Origin of the sequence: Planctellipticum variicoloris (genome assembly GCF_030622045.1) — a bacterium.
Lineage (GTDB): Bacteria > Planctomycetota > Planctomycetia > Planctomycetales > Planctomycetaceae > Planctellipticum > Planctellipticum variicoloris.
Genome location: NZ_CP130886.1, coordinates 3,058,422 through 3,078,825 on the forward strand (window position 1 = coordinate 3,058,422; position 20,404 = coordinate 3,078,825).

Genomic DNA, 20,404 nt, shown 5'->3' on the forward strand with positions numbered 1-20,404 from the left:
GTCTTTCTTCCGCTTTCTGAAATGTTCTGACGCCGATCCGGACGGACTCCGGGATTTCAGACGCCGTGATAGCCGCGATACCACTTCACAAATTGTTCGACGCCCGCTTCGATCGGCGTCGACGGTTTGAATCCGACGTCGCGAGTCAGATCTTCGACGTCAGCATAGGTCGCCGGGACATCCCCCGGTTGCATCGGCAGCAGGTTCTTCACCGCTTTTTCGCCGAGACTGTGTTCGAGCGTCTCAATCAACCGCATCAGCTCCACCGGCTGGTTGTTGCCGATGTTGTAGACGCGGTAGGGAGCAAAACTTGCGGCCGGATCCGGGCGATCGCCCGACCAGTTCGGATCCGGGGCCGCGATCCGGTCGGCGGTTCGCACGACCCCTTCGACAATGTCGTCGATGTAGGTGAAATCCCGCTGCATCCGGCCTTCGTTGAACACGTCAATCGGCCGCCCTGCCAGGATCGCCTCGGTAAAGAGCCAGAGGGCCATATCGGGCCGGCCCCAGGGTCCGTAGACCGTGAAGAACCGGAGGCCGGTCGTCGGCAGGCGATACAGGTGACTGTAGGAATGGGCCATCAGTTCGTTGGCCTTCTTCGTCGCCGCGTACAGGCTGACGGGATGGTCGACGTTCTGGTGCACCGAAAACGGCATCTGCGTGTTCGCGCCGTAAACGCTGCTGGACGACGCATAGACGAAGTGCCCGACTTCGTGCCGCCGGCAGGCTTCCAGCACATTGGCGAACCCGACCAGATTGCTGTCGATATAGGCCTGCGGATGCGTCAGCGAATATCGCACGCCCGCCTGGGCGGCAAGATGAATCACGACGTCAAATCGTTCGGAGGCAAACAGTCCGGTCAGTCCGTCGGCGTCCGTCAGATCGAGATGCGCGAAGCGAAATCCGGGATGTCCGGTCAATTGAGCCAGGCGGTCCTGCTTGAGTTGTACCGAATAATACGAATTGAGGTTATCGAGACCGATGACCGTATCGCCCCGTTCCAGCAGCGACCGGCAGGTATGCATTCCGATGAAGCCCGCGGCTCCCGTCACCAGGTATTTCATCGTCTGCCAGCACCCTGCAAACCGTCGGCCGGAATATCGTGGTCTGAGCGCCGTCACCCGACAGGCCCGGACTTGTAAAAGCGGAACACGCTGCGCCGCCTCGCCGAATCATGAGTCCCCAGCTAATCCGAAGGATGGACCGCTGTAAACCCCACCTCAACCACCGAAAGCCGCGCAGCAGAGGAAAGGCCGGCAAGAAATACGCACTTTGCGCAAGGCACCCATTTTTCCGACGGGTGGCATTGTCGCACGGCGGGAGGCACGATGCACACAGAACGCAGCGCCGACATGATCGACACAATCGGCCCCTCTCAATTGTCACGCCGCCTTGCGGCGGACGCGCGGCTCGCTCTTCCAGCGACGATGCACCCAGAAATACTGCTCCGGCGCGCGACGGATCGCAGTCTCCAGCGCGCGGGTGTAATCCTGCGTCATCTCCCGGACGGCGTCGCTCCCCGGATACTCCCGCGGATCGAAGACGCCGTCGCAATGCATCGAGAAGCGGACCCAGGGGGCCGCCGCAAAATCGTCGGTCTCCCGCATCGTGCTGCCAACCACGATCAATGCGTCGTATTCGATCGCCAGCAGGGCGATCGACTTGAACGTGCTGGCCGGGACGCCGAAGAAATCGACGAACAGCCCCCGCGAACCAGCGTCCTGGTCCCCCAGCAGCCCGACATGCCCCCCCCGCTGCAGCAGGGTCAGCATCTCGTCAAAGTCCCCCTTCTTCAGCAGCAACCGGTGACCGGTCGACTCGCGATAGCGGGCAAACCAGTCGTGAAGATAGGGGTTGTCCATCTCCCGTGCGATGACTCCCATGGGAAAGTCCCACAGGCCGAAGATTGTGATGCCGGCCTCCCAGTTTCCAAAGTGGCCGCTGAGCAGCAGCACGCGCCGGCCTGAGCACATCGCTTCGACGGTCGGCCGATGGCTTTCGAAGGCGATGATGTCCCGGTAGCTGTGCAGGTGGACCTTGCGGGTCGACTGCACCATTTCCGCGACCATTCGGAACAGATGCACCCACATCCGATAAACCGTCCGGTCGATTTCGCGTTCCGAGAGCTGATCGCCAAACGCCCGCTGCAGATTCTCCCGGGCCACCGGAAAACGGGACCAGCGGCGCGGCAGGCAGTAATGCACGATAAACGCCAGCGACTCGGCGGCGCGCGCAGTCACTCTCGGCGAAAGGGCGTCGATCACGCACACGATCAGCCGGAACAGCAGATACTCCAGCCGATGGCGCAAGTTCCGTACGCTCACAGCGGTCACTCCATTGACCGGGAATCCAACATCTGCGACGCAGTCTGCCGGGAAATCCGTCCCCCGTCAATTCCGAACAGCCGTAACGGCCGCCTGCGACCGGATTTCGGCCCGCAGGCGGCTGCCGGCTGCAGACCGAAACTACTTGAGAGACTTCACCAGCTCAATGATCGCCTTGCTGTCCTCGGCCGCCTTGACCGTCGTGTTCTTCTGGGCAATCTTGCCAGCCTTGTCGACCACGAACGTCCATCGTTGTGTCGTCACATTCCGAACCAGCGTTTCCTCCTTGCCGTCAATCTGGGCCTTGACCGATTTCTCGCCCTTCGTGTGAGGCACGCCGAACTTGGCGGCAACGTCACCGTCAACATCGGCCAGCAGCGGAAAATTCAGGTCGTGGGCCTTCTTGAAAAGCTGGTGATTCCGGACGGAGTCGCCGCTGACGCCGACGACTTCAACCCCCATCTCGGTCAAGGTCTTCATGTCGTCCCGGAAACCGCAGGCCTGCTTCGTGCAGCCCCCCGTCATGTCGGCCGGGTAGAAGTAGACGACGACGATCTTCTTGCCGAAATGGTCGGCAGAGCTCCACGCCTTCCCGGAATCGTCCTGGACTTCGAATTTCGGCGCCGCGTCGCCGACCTTCAGGTCCACGTCCGCCGCTTGAACGGAAGCATCTACACTCATCAGCAGTACCCCAGTCATCATCACGCCCAGCCAGCCACGCAGTTGACGCAACATTTTGCTCTCCCGGTTTGTGAAGTTTTGACGAGATCGTGTCCGCCGCAACCCGCTTTCCTGCTAGGGCTTGTGTTGCGACGACGGGTCTTCCGAGTAGCATAGAGCCTGCACGAGCAGCCCGTCAATTCGCGGCACGTGTTGGTCCGTCTCGTTTCCGCCCGGTTCGACGCCATCAGACCGTTGGCCGCCTCAGGACTCCGCATGCTCTCTTCGCAGCTCTTCCATCGGGTATTCGGCGTCTACGCCGGCCTGACCGTGGCTTCATCGCTGATCTTCGCAGCCATCCTCAGCACGCGCCATCAGAATGTCGTCTACGGTCAGTTGCGTTCGCAACTGCAGTCCGAAGGAAGATTGTTCTCGTCGCTGCTGAAAGACGACCTCAACGGGGCGCCGCTCAGCGCAGGATTGAGTCCGGATCTGCAGAAACACTTGCGACAAATGGCGTCGGGAGATGATAGCCGTCTCAGTCTCCTGGACGAAGACGGACGGGTGATCTGGTCGTACCGCCCCGCCGACATTGGCTCCGCTCCCATTCCGACCGAAGAACTGCGCTCCGCCGGTTCGACGGGCGAAGGATTCGCCATCCGCACTCCCGCGGGAGAATCTTCTCCGATTCTGTTCTATGCCCGGGACCTTCAGACCTCCCCCAGGAAATTCCTGCAGCTCGGCCTGCCGCTGCAGGAGCGACAGGCGGATCTGGCTGCAATGACGGGCAGCATCATCTGGACGGCGCTCGCGCTCGGCGTCCTGGGCTGCGGAATCACGCTGGTCGTCGTCGGCCGCATCGTGCGACCGCTGGAACGGCTCACCGAGGCGGCGGCGCAGATGTCCGAAGGGGAGTTCCCGGCGGAGATTCAGATCGAATCCCGGAACGAAATCGGCACGCTGGCCCGGTCTCTGAATTCCATGAGTCGACAGCTTTCGGCCCGGATTGCGGATCTGCAGCAGCAGCGGATGGAAGTCGCCGGCAATAAGGAGCGACTGGAAACGGTCCTCGGAGCCATGGTCGAGGGCGTGATTGCGATCGACGCCGAAGAGACGATTCTCCTGGCGAACACCGCTGCGATCCGCCTGCTGGATCTCAAGCCGCTGGGTGTCGAGGGCCGCCCCCTCTGGGAAGTCGTCCGGGTGCCGCAGATTTCGCAGCTCGTGCAGCGCACGTTCGTGGAAGAAACCGTCCAGCGCGTCGAATTCGCCGTCCCGCGGACCCAGGCCATGCTGGCGGTCGCCGCCTCCCGGCTCCCCGGTTCGCCCTGCCCGGGCGCCGTGCTGGTCCTGCACGACGTCACCGATCTCAGGCGGCTGGAAAACCTGCGGCGCGAGTTCGTCGCCAATGTTTCTCACGAATTGAAGACGCCCCTGACGTCGATCAGCGCCTATGCCGAAACTCTCCTGGAGGGGGGACTCGAAGATCCGAAGTACAATCGGGAATTCGTCGCTCGGATCCAGGAGCAGGCCGAACGACTCCACGGGCTGATCCTGGATCTGCTGCATCTGGCGCGCCTGGAGACCTCCGACGACCAGTCGTTCGAAGTCGTCCCGGTCGACCTGGCCGAGATCGTCGGCGAAAGCATCGACGAACACCGCGCGGTCGCGGAAGGAAAGCAGATCGAACTTTCGGCCCCAGCCGAGCCGGGACCGGTGATGGTGCTGGCCGACGCCGACGGACTCCGCACCATCATCGACAATCTGCTCGACAATGCTCTGAATTACACCCCCGACGGCGGATCCGTCTCCGTCGACTGGAGGCCGAACGGCGACTGGATCGACCTGATCATCACCGATACCGGCGTGGGAATCGCGCGCGAACATCAGGCCCGGATCTTCGAGCGGTTCTATCGTGTCGACAAGGCCCGCTCGCGGGAGATCGGCGGCACAGGACTGGGACTGTCGATCGTCAAACACCTGTGCCAGGTCTTCGGCGGTTCCGTCAAAGTTCACAGCCAGATCGGGCAGGGGAGCACCTTCACCATTCGACTGGCCGCCGCTCCCGCCGCCACGCCTGCCGTTCCCGGCGTTTGACCGGAACGCCGCACGAGTTATCTTGTCGGCAAACCAAACTCTGCTCCCGTCGTTCCGGAACCATGCCGCGTGCCTCCTCTCCCTCCGTTGTCCGGTCTGTTGAATGTTCATAAACCGGAAGGCTGGACCTCGCGCGATGTCGTCAATCGCGTTCAGCGTCTGGTCCGACCTGCCAAAGTCGGACATGCCGGCACGCTCGACCCGCTGGCCACCGGCGTTCTCGTCGTCTGCATCGGGTCCGCCACGCGTTTGATTTCCTTCGTCCAGGACTCCCCCAAGCGCTACCGCGGCCGGTTTCGGCTGGGTCTTTCGAGCGACACCGAGGACATCACCGGCAACGTAACTGTGCGGGGCGACGCCGGGCCGATCCGCCGAGCGGATCTCGAATCCCTCCTGCCGGAATTTACAGGAGAGATCCTGCAGAGACCTCCCGCCTACTCGGCTCTGCATGTCGCCGGCCAGAGAGCCTACGACCTGGCGCGGGCCGGACAGGCCGTCGATCTGGCGCCGCGGCCGGTCCGCATCGATCGACTCCATCTGAGCGACTTCGCGCTGCCCGATTTCGAGCTGGAAATCACCTGCGGCAGCGGCACCTACGTCCGTTCGCTGGGACGGGACCTCGGCGAACGCCTCGGCTGCGGCGCGGTCATGACGGCCCTGGTCCGTGAAGCCGTGGGAGCTTTCGAACTCAGCTCCGCCATCGCAGCCGACCCCCTCGACCTCGACGCCATCAAGGCCGCGCTGGCCCCGTGCCGGGCCGCTGTCGCCCATCTGCCGTCGGTCACGATTCCCGCCGACGCACTTCTCGCATTGCGGCAGGGCAAGCCGCTGGCGGCCGCTCCGCCGGAACGCTCTGAGATTGGCCGACAAGTCGCGATCTTGAGCGAGGCGGGAGATCTGCTTGGGATCGCCGAGCGCCTGCCCGATCCGGACCGTCTCCAGCCCAGAATTGTCCTCGCAGGATGAATTCGCAGGCCCGCCTGCTCCAGACGAGGCAGCGCCGCAGACTTCAACCGCTGATCGGAATCACTGCCCCATCGATTCTGGCCCCGGACCGGACCGGACGCGACGGAGGCGGGGCATCTTCCGAGGATGAAACGGGCTTGATCCCTTCCGGAATCGCCGGCGCCAGAACCCGCACAGGATAGAGCGCGTCCGCCGGCGGTTCCGCGATTTCCGGTATCGCAATCGCTGGTTTTGTGGCTGCTGGCTCAGCTCCCTTCGGGAGAACCGCGGGTGCCGCCGAGGCCGCGTCGGCCCCGGACTTCCCGGCGGTCGCGGGTACGATCTCCGCAGGCTTCGCGTCTGGATTCGCCGGCAGCGCGTTGGGAACCACCGGTTTAAGAACCTCGGCCTGCTTCGGATAGACCCGTCCGCGGTAGATGATCAGCGAATTCAGCGAGTGATACAGCGGTCCGCACTCGGCCGCCGCCCGACGATTGTCGATCAGGTCTTTGCTCAGGGCGGCCACCGCCCGTTCCACCCAAGGTTCCTTCAGCCGGCTGTCCGGAAGGCCAGCCGAGAGAAACTCCAGAGTGTGGCCCGTCGTGTTCAAGCGGGTGTTGAGGTCCAGGGAATAGCCGGGGGCTTTATAAAACTCCGACGAAAACGAACCGTCGGTATTCTGGACCGACCGGGCGATCTCAATGTAGCGCTTCACCTTCTGGTCGGCGTTCATCCAGGTCCCACGCAGCGGTTGACCTTCCTGCAGGTGCTTGTCGCGAGCGCGGGCGAGCGCGTAGAGCCCGTGATTCCCCCCGCACGGCGCCGATTCGACCACGGCCCGCGTCTGAATCTCGACGAGCCGCTCGATGCTCCATGCCTCGTTGTACTTGCTCTGCCAGGCCGCGTCAGTCTTCAGATACTTTGTCAGAGCCCACAGAACCCACGTAATCTCTTCGCGGTCGTTGACGTCCGCCATCGTGTTGCGGAGCATATCTTCGATCGTCACCGTCGCCGTCCCCGCCTTGAACGAATGCGTCACCGGCAGATCGGACTCGGACAGGAGCGCCAGAAACTGAGCCGGGTGGCCTTCGAAAGCGTACGGTCGCGTAAAGGGATGGAATTTTCCGCCATACTGTGTCGCCATGATCAGTGGCTGGCTGTCGAATTGCGGATTGCTGGTCGAAATCCACGCGATCGCACTGACTTTCTGGTCTCCCAGCTTGAGCTGAAAGTCCTTCCGCAGCGCCAGTACCCCGTGAAAAATCTGCCAGGGCGTATGCACATTGGCGGTCAGATAGCGTCGGCTGGTCACGTCGATCGCCGTGTTGAGTTGCCGGAGGAACTCCTCCGGATTCCCGACCGCAGTCACCCCGGGCACTCCCTGAGGATAGATCGGCGCGGCATCCTGAGCGCCGGCGACTCCGGCAACCAGGGTGAAAAGCAGCAAAGCCGACCAGCGGCTGAGTGTCGAGACGCGGAACAGCCCCGCCATGCGTCGGTTCCCTTGACTGTCGCTGAGCCCCCAACCGCGGGCGAGCGATCTTCCCGATGATGACCACAGCTCCGCCGTGGAGTCGGACTCGTCCGCCGACTGGAATGATTCCGGATTCTGCAGAAACTGGGCAAACATTTCCACCGCGTCCCGGTTCGTCCATGAATCCGATCGGCCGCGTGGGAACGAATTCCCATCCCCGGAACTGCCGTCGGCAGCCCGCTTCGCACGGCACGTTCTTCGTCGCGGCTCCTGTCGCAACTGCATGTGACAAAATCGGCATACGACCAGGCGCTACAATCGGAAGAGTCTGCCAGCGACACAGACCATCGGCCGTAACCATAGTCTGAGAAGCAGGTTACAAACCAGGCAGCACCGCCACAGACAACTCGTGTTCACGGCTTTGTCAGATGGACAATGGGAACGCCTTGCATCACCCGCAGTTTATGCACCATCGGGGGGTGGGACCGGCACTTCCAGCCGCTGCAGGACGCCCTGTCGCTCTATGTCGAGCTGAAGAGGGCTGGCGGACTCGCGCAGCCATTGATTCAGCGTCGACACGGGTGGAACCGGTCGCCCGTTGAATCGGACCAGCAGATCGCCGGCCAGCAAACCCGCCCGCGCCGCCGGCGAATCGGGGACCACCCCCCAGACGATGGCGCACCCCGGGACCGCAGGGTCGTACTGCCACGACAACCCGACCCGCACCGCATCACCATCCAGATTCCCCGAGAGCGGGATGTCCTCGCTCTTGCCGTTCCGACGGACCACAAGCTGGATCGGCGAGCGCGCGACCTGAATCGCCGTTCGGAAATCTTCGATGCTCCCCCCAGACCAGCCCGTCAGGCGGACAATCTCGTCTCCCGCGAGCAGACCGATGCGGGACGCCGCCGAGTTCGGATTCGCACGCGTGACGAGCACTCGTCCCGCTTTTGCCGATTCCGGATCCCAGGTAATCCCCAGCCGGATTTGTGGGGTCGGCTTCCGTTCGGACGGTCGATAAGCCGCCGCCTGTTCGCTGAAACTCTCGCGCCGGAACTTCGGCAACTCGGTCGCATTGGCCGCGGACTCTGCCAGACAGGCGACCAGCTCGGCGACGCGACGCATGCCATCGTAGTTCAGCTTGTCGGCGTCGTCAGAGGGCGTGTGATAGTCCCGATGCTTGCCCGTGTCGAAGTGGATGGTCGGAATCGACGCCCGGTAGAACGACCAGTGATCGCTGTCCGAGGTCACCGCATCCTCCAGCGACAGCCAGAGCTTCGGCCCGCGGTTGGCTTCGGCCAGTTGCAATCGCAGCCCCGCCGCCGAGCGCCAGCCCATCACGATCACTTTGTCGTCCCGCAGGCGGCCGACCATATCGGTATTGATCACCAGCCGGATCTTTTCGCGCGGCACGGTCGGCGAGCCCGCCCAGTGCGCCGAACCATACAGGCCGCTCTCCTCGGCGTCCCAGAAGGCGAAAACAACCGTCCGCGCCGGCGGTGGATTGAGGGCGCTCAAGGCGTCGGCGACTTCGACGAGGACCGACACGCCGCTTGAGTTGTCGTCGGCCCCGTTATGAATCAGGCCGAATGGTCCGCGACTGTTGTTCGCGTTCCCGTAGCCGACATGATCGTAATGCGCACCGATTACGATGACTTCGGACTTCCGTGCGGGATCGGCCCCCGGCAGCACGGCGAGCACGTTTCGCCAGTCCGAGCCGAACTCCTGCGTCCAGCCCCCCCGATCCCCGCCCGGCTTCACCGGCAGCTTCTTCAGCTCTGTCTGCAGGTAAGCCGCGGCGGCCTTCCCGCCCCGCGCCCCCGCTTCCCGGCCTTCCAGACTGTCACTGGCCAGCACGCTGCAGCGCTGTTTCAAGTCTGGAAGCGTGATCCGCTCCAGCGCCCCGACGATGCTGACGACCGGCCGATCAGCCGCCGCCGGGGCATCCTCGCCGACCGCCGTTCCGCACCAGCAGACCACGAACAACAGCAGACCAGGCGTTCGAAGCGTCCGGGAGGTTGACATGCGGCGCGAGATCCCCGGAGGAGCCGTTTCCCACCGCGGAGACCGGCCCGACGCCGTGTGCGGTATTTCCCGGGATTATCTCCGGCCCCGATTGCCGCGGCAACCGTGCCGGAATCTGCTCTGCCGGATCGCCGACGACCTCCGGGCCGAACACGGCCCGATTCCGGCCTTTCCCGGACGACAGTCGACGTCTCCGCCTAGATCCAACAGGGCGGGGCGGCTACTTGCGAGTCAGCGACTTTTCTTCCGACTTGAGGAAGAGGTCGAACATGACTTCTTCTTTCGTCACTTCGACGAGGTGCGGCGATTGTCGCGGATCGCTATGGGGATACGGTATCAGCTCCTTTCCGTCCGCCCCTCCCGTCTGGCTCCCCGCCGGGATTGGCGAACCATCCTGCATCACCATCTTGGAAACCACGATGCGATAAGGCCCCGTGGCGGCTCCGACGCTCCCATCCGAAGTCTTCAGCGAAAAATTCCCGTCGGCGTCGGTATGCCCCCAGGAAGGTTGCGGCTGCTGACTCTTGAGCGGAATAAACACGATCGACGCGTCCGCCAGCGGCTGCCCGTCCATATTCGCCGTGCCGCTCACAAAAACGAGCTCGATCTTCGGCCCTTTCCGACCGCACCCGGACGCCAGAATCAGCAGTGCAATCGACAGCCAGCAACCCCACGTGAACCGCACATCCCCTCCTTCGCATTGAGTCCTTGTTGTCATTCGCAGTCGTTGCACCAGAAGGCCTCGCGGGAGGCGATCGCCCCCCGCAGAAACCAACCGCCAATGCTCGATCACGCCGGCAGCTCAGAGCTTTCGATCCAGAGGGCAGGGAATCGCCTCCGGGGTTCCCGCTCAGACGATCTGGAACTTCACAAATCCCGCTCACTGCCCTCGCGTCTCAAAGTCCAGTCGGCGACCAGGCTCTAATACTCGCCCAGGACCTGCCCGTCGGCGATGCCGTACAGCGCCACCTTGATCGACTGTCCGACGTTCTCGGACAGGAACCGGACGGAACCGTCACCCATGACGATGTGCATTCCGCCGACATGTCGACTTCCGGGACCGGTGTAAGTCCGCAGTTTTCCTGGGAAGAAACCGTAGGGAGGCACGCTCCAGGAATACCCGTTCCAGTTGTTGATGCCGTCGGTGTGGAGCAGATCGACCCCCACGTTGGTGAAGACGGAGACGCCCCACGTCGCCGCGTAGCCGTTCTGGAGATCCAGCGTGCTTTCCAGAACCGCCGCCGTATTGCTGGTTCCGTCCGTGATGTCACGGATCGAGGCCGAGTTCTGAATGCCGAACATCGGACGCAGGTTCGGAATGATATCGTCCCAGCGAACGCAGTTCCGCCGCACCGACTGCCCCACCACCGAAAAGTCGTACGACGTCTTGGCCGGAAACACTCCCGCGGCGGCCGAGGCGACGCTGATGGCGTAGGCGGCGTTCAAATCCCTGACAAACGGATCCCCCGGATCGGACGGGCAGAGGAGCAGCGGGATCAACTGAGAGACCACCTTGTCGTTGTTGCCGAATGCCGTCCCGTTGAGAACGCCGATGGAGTTTCCCGGATCCTTGAAGTCCCCCGCCGGCCCATTGTGATTGTACTGGTTATAAAGAGGCGTCTGCTCAAAGTACGGCAGAAGCATGGTCCAGCCGCGGGAATTGAGAACAATGTTTTCAACCTTGCTCGGACCATAGGAGCTGGATGCCCCGGTGCAGCTCCCCTTGTTCGCCTGCGAGAAGGGGAAGCGGTTCGCAACGTCGTGATAGTTGTGCAGGGCGAGGCCGATCTGCTTCATATTGCTCCGGCACTGCGTCCGCCGCGCCGCCTCGCGCGCCTGCTGCACCGCCGGCAGCAGGAGGGCCACCAGCACGCCGATAATCGCAATCACCACCAGCAGTTCAATCAGCGTAAACCCACGTCGCCGAGCCGTCTTCAATCCGTCCAGCATTTGCGATCGCCCCCCCCTCAAAACGAGTCCGCACAACCCAGGATAAAACCCCTTGAATCCGACGCGGAGCACTCGCGCCGATCATGATTTCGAGCCAGCCGATCGACAGAGCCGTGCGAAGAGGCGCGCCGACCCGCGCAAACCCCGAAGGCCACGGCAGCCTTTTCTCGAAGCCCTGAATGAATGTCCGCATTCCGCCCGGCGGTTCGCGGCGCAAGCTCGCCGCATTCAGACCGAGCGATTTCGATGAGCGTCCCGAAGACGAACGCAATATGTTGAGGTGAGTCGTCGCAAGAAATGCGACACAAGGAATCTCCGAATTCCGGGCCAATTCCCCTCACAATTCTGGAATTCTCGCAACCCGCGTTCGCAGAGCAGGTTGCGCCGCATTTCAGACAGTCCGCCCGTAATTGCCGGGGGGAATTCACCGCACACTGGGAGATACCCTGAGACGCGTTCTTGATTTCGTCGCCAAAGGTCAGTCGAAATGTCTGATCCTGTCTCAGCGCCCCCGCGACCCGACTTCGCCCGGTTGCTGGTGCAGCATGACCGGGCCGTGCTCCGTTACATCATGACCTTCATCCCTCGACGGGATGATGCGGAAGAAGTGCTGCAGCGCACGGCCACGGTACTCTGGGAAAAATTCGAGGAATACGACGCAGCGCGAGAGTTCCTCCCCTGGGCGCTGCGCGTGGCTTACTTCGAAGTGCTGACGTTTCGAAAAGAAGCCGCCCGAAGTCGGCTCGTCTTCTGCGAGGATGTCATCGAGAAGCTGGCGGAAACCCGCCAAGGCGAGTGCCCGATTCTCGAAGCCCAGCAGAGTGCGCTTCAGGAATGCCTGGCGAAGCTTACCGGCGACTCCGCAGCGCTCCTGCGACGCCGCTATTGCGACTCGCAAACCGTCCCCGAACTGGCGGCCGAATCGGGCAAAACGGCCAAATCGCTGTATCGCAGGCTCGATCGGTTGCGCGAACTGATTGCCGCCTGCGTCGAACGACGGCTGGCCTCGGACGGTATCCTGAAGACTGCAGACTGAATTCGCGATGGTTCCGGCGCCGCGCCCGCCGGAACCATCGCGACAGAATTATGAAGAAACCGCGAACGAAAGTGCGACATGAGTCGTGACGACAGGGCCTCCGAACGGGAATTCTTCCGCCGCATCGCAGACGGGCGACTGACTCCGGGCGAGTTTGCCGAGTTCGAGCAGCGGCTGCTGTCAGACTCCGAACTCCGGAAGCGCTACGTCCGCGCGATGAACCTCGAAGCCAATCTTTACGAAAGCTTCAATGGACCGGTCGACGAATCGTCGCTTCACGCCCACCCCCGCGGTTCCTGGCGGCCGTTGTGGATGACGATGTCGGTTATCGGCGCCGTTCTAACGACGGCGGCGGTCCTCTTCGTCGGATTCCTCTGGCGGCCGCAATCCGCGCCCGTCCCGCCGGAATCGGCGCCCGTCCAGACCGGAATGGTCGCCGCTCCCTTCCGAAAGCCGGAGCCGGTCGCCGTCGTCACGCAAGTTCGGGGAATCGACGTCCCCGCATCGACCGGTTTGCGACCGGGAACGTCAGTGGAGCCCGGCATTCTCAAAATCCCGCAGGGCGAAGTCCAGATTGAGTTCCTGAACGGCGCCCAACTGAACCTGGCAGGCCCCGCGGAGCTGCACATCTTCTCGGTCGAAGCGGCAACTCTCGTCGCCGGCAGGGCCGCCGTGCGAATTCCCAAGGGGGCTCGGGGCTTCATTCTCAACACGCCGGACGCGGCCATCATCGATCTCGGCACGGAATTCACCGCCTCCGTCGGAGAGTCGGGGACCAGCGAAGTCCATGTCGTCGACGGCGAAGTCGAAGTCTCGCTGCTCGGCGACGACGGCAACACCCTGACCAGCCGCCGACTGTTGGAAAACAAATCCCTGCGCGTCCGCCACGAACCGATCGGACTGGAAGACATTGCCCCCCCCAGCTCCTCGCTTCCGGCGATTCACGAACAGAAATCATCGCCGCTGGTCGCCACCGGAAAGTACGTCGACGCGGTCCGGGCCGCACAGCCGCTCATCTACTGGAGATTTGAGAACCTCGTCGACGGCCGGGTCCCCAACGAAGTCGGCCCGCAATGGAGCGCGGTCATTCACGCCGACCCGGACGACGAATCCGGAATCGTCATCCGCGACGGCGTCGCCCGATTCACCCCCACTCTAACCCAGATTCACCGCATCGAAGCCGACCAGCCGATCGCCGGACTGAACCGCGAGGACTTCACGATCGAATTCTGGGCCACCGTGGACTACTTTCATTGGGCCACGTTCGTGGCGGTCATCCCCGATGAAGACCGAGAGATCGATCGGCATTTGAACCTGATCGAATTCCCCTACCAGAGCGCGCTCATCTACTCGCCCGGATCGTTTCGCTTTCTCCACCGCGATCCCCCCGGAGAAAACGGCGGAATCAACTTATTCTCCAACGGCGGCTGCACCCCAGGCTTCTGGCATCACATCGCCGTGGTCAAGACCCTCACCGAACTGAAGCTCTACCTCGACGGTCGGCTGGTCCGCCGGCTGGCGGAGACGTTCGAACCGGACGATTCCGCATATCGATTCAACGTCGGCAGCCTGGACACCAATCGGGTCGATCGGGCCCTGGCGGGCGCCATCGACGAACTTGCCGTCTATATGCACGCGTTGAGCGACGACGAGATCCTCGCACACTATCGCGCTCAGCGCGCGACCGATGAACGACCGTAGGCCCCCTGCGGTCTCCGGGCCAATTCTCCGCTCTGACAGCTACTTCGGAAAATACGGTCCCGCCTGAGCCTGCTGATACAGCGTCCGCCACTTCGCCGAACCGTCATCCGGCAGCAGCCGCGTGTCGACGCCTTTTTCGAAGTACGGAATCTTCCCCGCCATCCCCAGGTTCAGGATGAAGTTCACGGTCCCGTTGCTCGCCACGTACATCACCCGGCCATCGGGCCACGTCGTTTCCAGCAGCCGTTCCGGCTCAGGACGACTGGCGGGGCGGGCCACGCGGTACTTCGCGACGGCGTCGCGATCGAGGTCGTAGCCGAGGCCGGGAGTCGTGGGGATTGCCGCCGTCCCGTTGGTAACGGTGATCGGCGCGGTCAGCAGCGTGTGCTGATAGAGCTGATGGCAATTGACCGCCGGCCAAGTGGCCTGCTTGAGGACGGCCCCGAAGTGCAGCGACCAGGCGGCGGTGATGCCGGTGCCCGTGAGCTGCAGCCAGAACGGCTTCTCTGCCATTTCGCAGACCGCCCCTGCCTGCATGAGCCGGGTAGCTCCGCCCCCGACGACGAAGCCGTCGGTCGCGTCATTCCGCAGGACCTGGAACGGATCCGGGGTGCCGTAGTGCTGGGCCACCTTGCCGCGGACCGCTTCGCAGATCTTGCGGTTGCCGGCGATATCCGACTGCGGAATCGGCCCCTCCCAGATATCCACCTGCGGGGACTTCTCCAGCTCCAGCAGAATCGGGATCGCCCGCTCGGCGTCGAGCAGCGTGTCGTTGAAGTCCATGTCGATCTTGAAGTTCTCCGGCACCACCTTTGCCGAAAGTTCCACCTGCTTCCACAGATCAAACCACGGTCGCCCCTTGGTCTTGTAGGACATGTAACCCTGCCGCAGGGCCTCGGCGCACTCCGCCGCCATATCCTCGGGGGGCGTATCGATGTTCCACCAGGAAAGCGGCGTCCGCTCGACCAGCCGCGTGCCGAGCAGCGCATACACCGGCACATCAAACGTGCGGGCGACCGCGTCGAACAGGGCGATCTGCAGGCCGGGGCCGAGCGAATCGTCCCACATCAGCTCGACGGCGTTCTTGCCGAGCGCCCGGGCGACGTCGTCGTCTTCCGTCTTGCCCCAGGAGTAATAGATCATCGTCTCGCCGACGCCCGACTGGCCCGACTTCAGGCGGACTTCGCAGATCTCCGAATACTTCCAGTGCGGCAGCTCGCGGGACATCGCCCGATCGGGGATTTCGCGGTAGGGAACTTTGACGACCGTCCGATCGATCTGCTCGATCGTCAGCCACTTGCCGGAAACGGCGTCAGCACCGCGGGCCGACAGGGTGTGCAGCCCGCCCAGCGACAGCGTACCGGCCATCGCGGCCTGGAGCAGTTCGCGCCGGCTGAGGCCAGGGCGGGCCGACACGGGACGGGCGGAAAATGCGGGGAATTGAGCTGGCATGTCGGTCCTTTGGTCGCGACGGCGGGATGGCCGTTCGGGAATCGAACACGGATCAGCGTGCGGGAGTCAGACTCGGCGGGCAACATTCAAGCAGGCGTTGATGCGACGATACGCACAGCCCCCGCCGCTCGCAACCCTGCGCGTCGGGAAAGCCCTGGCACCGAAAGAAGACAAAGAGGATTCACCGCGGAGCGGCTGTGTTGTTGGTCAAGGTGGATTTGTGAGATTTACGCATTTTGGAGTCCGTGGTTCCAGGCGGTGTCGGATTTGATCATCGCGTTGAGGATGGTCAGGAGTTTGCGGATGCAGGCGGTGAGGCAGACCTTGCTTGGCTTACCGGCGTCTTTGAGTCTGCGATAGAACGGTCTGATGACGGGGTTGCAGCGTGAGGCGGTGAGTGCCGCCATGTAGAGAGCGGAACGGACGGAGGCTCTGCCGCCGCGGATGGATCTGAGTTTGGAGGACTTGCCGCTGTCGCGGTTGTAGGGGGCGACGCCGACGAGTGCTCCGACCTGCTGGCGGTTGGCGTCGCCGAGTTCGGGGAGTTCTCCGAGGAGCACGGCGGCTGTCCGTTTGGCGATGCCTGGGACGGAGGTCATGAGTTCGACGCGGCGTTTGGCATCGGGGTCGGAGTCGCAGAGATCGTCGATCTGTTTTTCGATGGCAGTGATGCGTATTTTGAGCATGTTTCGGGTTTGCTCGATGTCGTCTTTGACGGCCTTGTCGCGAGCGGCTTCGAAGTGATTGGACTCCTGGACGTGGAGGTCGACGAGCTGCCGTCGGCGAGTGACGAGTGCGTGGAGTTTGAGCTGGAAATCGGAGGGTTTTTCGGTGATCTGGAGTTCGGCGACCTTGGAGTAACGAACGAGGACGCGTGCGTCGATGGCGTCGGTTTTGGCGATCCATCCGGCCCCTGTGGCAAAGGCGCGGACGCGGATGGGGGGCACGACGGCGACGTGATACCCGTGATCGTTGAGACAGAGGAAGGCGTCGAAGTGATAGGTGCCGGTGGCCTCCATGACGACCTGGCAGCGGTCGGGTGGGGGGAGCTGCTTGAGGAGTTTCAGGAAGCCCTTGAGGTCGTTGTCGACGGCCAGGAGGGAAGAGGAGTCGGACATGGCGACATCGAGTCGTGCCTTGGAGACGTCGATGCCGATGTGGATGCGGGGGTCGATGGCGTGTTCCCAATCTCGTAAATGCGAGCTCGGAGAGTTTCGAGAACGCTTCCGGCTCAAACGGCTGTTCGGGCTGGTACGACCATGCCGACGACGATCCAGCTCCGCGGCGGGCTCTGAGGCCCCAGACGCGATCGATCTGTCGCCGGCCGCGGCGGGGGCCGCTTCGTCGCTACGCTCCGAAGCGGCCCCCGCCGCGTGTCCCATGACACCACACGGGGTAGATGGATTCAACATACGAGACGCGGAGACGCGGAGGACGCGGAGGACGCGGAGTCAATCCGGAGCAGAGCACCAACCACGAATGACACGAATGGACGCTAATTAATGCGAAGAAACGGAACCACGGAGGGCACAGAACTCACGAAGGAAGGAAGGAAGGAAGGAAGGAAGGAAGGAAGGAAGGAAGGAAGGAAGGAGAAGTCTCTTGCTGGCTCGCCCGCCGTGGGAAAGGACCGGGGTGAAGGCTATCTTCCATCAGGTCGTTTTGCCAAGACGCACGTGAGTGGGAGAAGACGCATTGACTATCGCCCACATCCACTTGGCGTCTTTGCGTTCCGTTCTGCGTCGATGCGCGAGATCTTCGCGTGAGATCGTCCGTCTTCGCCAATCAGTCAGCCGCCCAGCGGCAGCTTGAACAGCCGGATCGCGTTTGCCGTCGTCGCACGGCACAGTTCTTCGCTGCTCACGCCGCGGGCCGTCGCCAGGCACTCCGCGGTGAACCGGACATTCGCCGGTTCGTTCCGCTTGTCGCGATGCGGACTCGGCGACAGATACGGCGCGTCCGTTTCGACGAGCAGCCGGTCGAGGGGCACTTCGCCCACCAGCATCCGCAGCGCTTCGTTCCGGCGGAACGTCAGCATGCCGGAGAACGAAAGGGACAATCCCAGGTCGAGGCAGATCCTGGCCGTCTCCGCCGAGCCGCAGAACGAGTGCATCACGCCGTTCAGCGGACCGGCCTCGGACGCCCGCTGTAACTGGGCGACGACATCGGCTTCGGCATCGCGGCAATGGACAATGAACGGCAGCCCGCTCGATCGGGAAAGGGCCAGATGGCGATCGAAGTAGTCCTGCTGAATCTCGATCGGCGTATGGTCCCAATAGCGGTCGAGCCCCGTTTCGCCGACCGCGACCACCTTGGGTGACGCACAGAGCTGCTCGATCTCCTGCCAGTCCCCCTCCGCCGCAGTCGCGGCATAGTTTGGATGAATTCCGACCGCCGCGTAGACGGCGTCGTACTTCGCGGCGAGTTCGATCGCCATCCGACTGCTCGCCAGCGTCGTGCCGATGGTCACCATCGCGACGATCCCCGAGTCGACCGCCCGCTGGATCGTTTCGTCGCGATTCGCCTTGAACGAATCTTCGTCGAGATGACAGTGCGTATCGACGAGGCGCAGATCGGTCGAAAGGAGCGTATCAGCCACGAATCACCACCTCTACGAGAAGCTCAGGAGGCGGAAACGGACGCCGAGGCGACCCGCAGTCCCTCCAGAATCAGACGTTGCGAATCCCGCGCAGCCGTCAGCAGCCGCGTTCCCTGCCGGTCATCGACGCATTCGTGCGCCGCTTCAGCCAGCTCCGCGACGACAAATTCCTGGTCCTCGATCACCCGCGGCCAGAGATACCTCAAGGAAACGAAGTTCCAGTCGGTGAACTCCTCAGGATACGCTCCCGGATCGATCGACCAGCCACGGTCCGTCAACAACGCCGCCATCTGCTCGACGAGCGTCGTCTGCTCGGCGGCCGCCCCCAGCACCGCCTGGCGGGCCGAGACGGCGTCGCGCGACGACCAGGGCCAGCACTCGGCAGCATACTGCACCAGACTGCAGCGCAGCAGAATCAGCATGCTGTTGAGACGGAGATTGTGGTACACGACCGGCACGCCCCGGACCCCTTACGGAAAGAGTGAACGGGCCGCCGCCGCCGCCGCTTCGCTGACCGGTTGAATCAGAATCCCCAGCGCCAGCACCGGCAGGCAGATCACCAGCAGGTACAGTCCGGGCCACGAACTGACGCCCAGATTGACCTCCGGCGCATCGGCGGGACGCGGATAAAACGTCATCACGCGCAGCACGTTGACGTAGTACCACAGGCTGATCACGGTATTGACGCACGCCAGACCCAAAACGATCCAGAACGCGCCGTGGAGCGCCGCGGCGTCGACCAGCGAAGCGAAGACCGCCAGCTTGGCGAAGAAGCCTCCCAGGGGAGGCATCCCCACCAGGCTGAACAGGCAGAGTCCCATGCAGACCGCCAGCAGCGGCGACTGCCGCCCCACGCCGCGCAGGTCGTCGATCTCTTCGCTGAAGATCTCGTTCCGGATCAGGGCCGCCATCGCAAACGGTCCCAGATTCATGAAGAGATAGATCACCAGGTAGTACGTCAGGCCTTCAATCGCGCGGGCCGCACGCGGCCCCGCATCCGCAACGCTGACGGTTCCGTCAGACGCAGCAGCCACGAAAGTCATCGCCGCGGCAACCGCCATCAGCATGTAACCCGCCTGTGCAATCGTCGAATATGCCAGCATCCGTTTCAGATTACGCTGCCGATACGCCGCCAGGTTGCCAAGCGTCGCCGTGATGCTGGCCAGCACCGCCAGCCCCAATCCCAACGTCAGGTAGAAGTCTCCCATGCCGGGGACGACCGGCGTCGCCAGCGCGTGGACGAACCGCAACAGCAGGGCAAACGCGGCCGCTTTGGAAGCTACCGACAGAAATCCGCCGACCTCCGCCGCCGAGCCCTCGAAGACATCCGGGCACCAGAAGTGAAACGGGGCCACGCTGAGCTTGAACGCCAGGCCGGCGACCACCATCACAACCGCCAGCAGCAGCGTCCGGGCGGCCGGGTCGCCCATCCCGGCGCCGGTTTCTCCAAAGAGATCGCGCAAGCGGGCCGCCAGTTCGGGAAGCATCAGCGTTCCCGTCAGCCCGCCGATCAGACTGATTCCATACAGCAGAATCCCGGCGGCGCCGGCGCCGTAGACGACGAACTTCAGCGCCGCCTCGCTGCTCTGCCGCCTCCCCTTCAGAAATCCGCTCAGGGCATACCCCGGTACGCCGGCCATTTCGACGGCGAGAAACATCATCAGCAGGTGATTGGCCCCCACCATCAGCAGCATGCCGATCACGGAACCGAGCAGCAGCGAAAAGAAATCCGCGCCGTCTTCGTCGTCCGGTATGCCGGTTAAAGACGTCAGACCGATCACCAGAATCGTAAACAGCAGGAGCAGCAGACGGAGCAGGGCGGCGAACTGGTCGAAGACCATCAGCCCCGTGAAATACTCGATCGTCCCGCCGCCCGAAGCGCTGAAGGTCCGATACTGCAGCCAACTGAAGCCGAAGGCGATCAGCGCGCCCCACAGCGCGATCCACGACGCCGGAAGTCGCCCTCCGCCGATGATCCGCGACAGGAGCATCAGGACAATGGCGATCACGAGCGCCGCCTCGGGCGCGAACAGCCGCAACGACGGTCCCGTCGTATCGCTCAGCAACTGTTCCAGCGCAGAAACCAGCATCTCGTTCTCAACCCCTGCAGCCGTCGCCACCCGATTCACTTCGCCCCGTCC

General features: G+C 63.2%; 16 protein-coding genes. 4 read left to right on the top strand and 12 right to left on the bottom strand.

Features of this window, described 5'->3' with window-relative positions:
- Positions 1-56 precede the first annotated feature (56 nt).
- The 3 genes from SH412_RS11855 to SH412_RS11865 form a co-directional block, all read right to left on the bottom strand.
- The gene (locus SH412_RS11855) at positions 57-1,064 is read right to left on the bottom strand and encodes an NAD-dependent epimerase (RefSeq protein ID WP_336523728.1); all 1,008 of its coding nucleotides are present in this window, start codon (positions 1,062-1,064) and stop codon (positions 57-59) included.
- 318 nt (positions 1,065-1,382) lie between these two features.
- Complete coding sequence (locus SH412_RS11860) at positions 1,383-2,324, bottom strand: lysophospholipid acyltransferase family protein (protein WP_336523729.1); 942 nt, start codon at positions 2,322-2,324, stop codon at positions 1,383-1,385.
- A gap of 141 nt (positions 2,325-2,465) precedes the next feature.
- On the bottom strand, positions 2,466-3,059 hold the full coding sequence (locus SH412_RS11865; RefSeq protein ID WP_336523730.1) for a peroxiredoxin: 594 nt from the start codon (positions 3,057-3,059) through the stop codon (positions 2,466-2,468).
- Positions 3,060-3,260: 201 nt separating this feature from the next.
- On the opposite strand from SH412_RS11865, the gene SH412_RS11870 reads away from it, so the two are divergent.
- Both SH412_RS11870 and truB read left to right on the top strand, forming a co-directional pair.
- Positions 3,261-5,081, top strand: a complete 1,821-nt coding sequence (locus SH412_RS11870; protein WP_336523731.1) for a HAMP domain-containing sensor histidine kinase — start codon at positions 3,261-3,263, stop codon at positions 5,079-5,081.
- A 69-nt stretch (positions 5,082-5,150) separates the two neighbouring features.
- Entirely contained in the window at positions 5,151-6,047 is an 897-nt protein-coding gene (gene truB / locus SH412_RS11875) for a tRNA pseudouridine(55) synthase TruB (protein ID WP_336523732.1), read from the top strand.
- A 43-nt stretch (positions 6,048-6,090) separates the two neighbouring features.
- On the opposite strand, the gene SH412_RS11880 is transcribed toward truB, so the two are convergent.
- The 4 genes from SH412_RS11880 to SH412_RS11895 form a co-directional block, all read right to left on the bottom strand.
- Positions 6,091-7,656, bottom strand: coding sequence for a hypothetical protein (locus tag SH412_RS11880; RefSeq protein ID WP_336523733.1), 1,566 nt, complete (start codon positions 7,654-7,656; stop codon positions 6,091-6,093).
- A gap of 306 nt (positions 7,657-7,962) precedes the next feature.
- On the bottom strand, positions 7,963-9,525 hold the full coding sequence (locus SH412_RS11885) for a M20/M25/M40 family metallo-hydrolase (RefSeq protein ID WP_336523734.1): 1,563 nt from the start codon (positions 9,523-9,525) through the stop codon (positions 7,963-7,965).
- A 220-nt stretch (positions 9,526-9,745) separates the two neighbouring features.
- The gene (locus tag SH412_RS11890) at positions 9,746-10,210 is read right to left on the bottom strand and encodes a carboxypeptidase-like regulatory domain-containing protein (protein WP_336523735.1); all 465 of its coding nucleotides are present in this window, start codon (positions 10,208-10,210) and stop codon (positions 9,746-9,748) included.
- A gap of 236 nt (positions 10,211-10,446) precedes the next feature.
- On the bottom strand, positions 10,447-11,475 hold the full coding sequence (locus tag SH412_RS11895) for a DUF1559 domain-containing protein (RefSeq protein WP_336523736.1): 1,029 nt from the start codon (positions 11,473-11,475) through the stop codon (positions 10,447-10,449).
- Positions 11,476-11,962: 487 nt separating this feature from the next.
- Between SH412_RS11895 and SH412_RS11900 the strand changes: the two genes are divergently transcribed.
- Together SH412_RS11900 and SH412_RS11905 are read left to right on the top strand one after the other, a co-directional pair.
- Positions 11,963-12,511: a sigma-70 family RNA polymerase sigma factor gene (locus SH412_RS11900; RefSeq protein ID WP_336523737.1), complete on the top strand. Its 549-nt coding sequence runs from the start codon at positions 11,963-11,965 to the stop codon at positions 12,509-12,511.
- A gap of 78 nt (positions 12,512-12,589) precedes the next feature.
- A complete protein-coding gene (locus SH412_RS11905) occupies positions 12,590-14,212 on the top strand; it encodes a LamG-like jellyroll fold domain-containing protein (protein ID WP_336523738.1) in 1,623 nt (540 codons plus the stop codon).
- A 39-nt stretch (positions 14,213-14,251) separates the two neighbouring features.
- Here SH412_RS11905 and SH412_RS11910 read toward each other — a convergent pair whose 3' ends face one another.
- From SH412_RS11910 to SH412_RS11930, 5 genes are all read right to left on the bottom strand, one after another.
- Positions 14,252-15,664, bottom strand: coding sequence for a mandelate racemase/muconate lactonizing enzyme family protein (locus SH412_RS11910; RefSeq protein ID WP_336523739.1), 1,413 nt, complete (start codon positions 15,662-15,664; stop codon positions 14,252-14,254).
- A gap of 227 nt (positions 15,665-15,891) precedes the next feature.
- A complete protein-coding gene (locus SH412_RS11915; RefSeq protein ID WP_336519166.1) occupies positions 15,892-17,076 on the bottom strand; it encodes an IS110 family RNA-guided transposase in 1,185 nt (394 codons plus the stop codon).
- Between the two features lie 377 nt (positions 17,077-17,453).
- Positions 17,454-18,263: a TatD family hydrolase gene (locus SH412_RS11920; RefSeq protein ID WP_336523740.1), complete on the bottom strand. Its 810-nt coding sequence runs from the start codon at positions 18,261-18,263 to the stop codon at positions 17,454-17,456.
- Between the two features lie 23 nt (positions 18,264-18,286).
- Positions 18,287-18,721, bottom strand: a complete 435-nt coding sequence (locus SH412_RS11925; protein WP_336523741.1) for a hypothetical protein — start codon at positions 18,719-18,721, stop codon at positions 18,287-18,289.
- A 12-nt stretch (positions 18,722-18,733) separates the two neighbouring features.
- Positions 18,734-20,383 carry an NADH-quinone oxidoreductase subunit N gene (locus SH412_RS11930; RefSeq protein WP_336523742.1) on the bottom strand — a complete coding sequence of 550 codons (1,650 nt, stop codon included), beginning with the start codon at positions 20,381-20,383 and terminating at the stop codon, positions 18,734-18,736.
- Positions 20,384-20,404 lie beyond the last annotated feature (21 nt).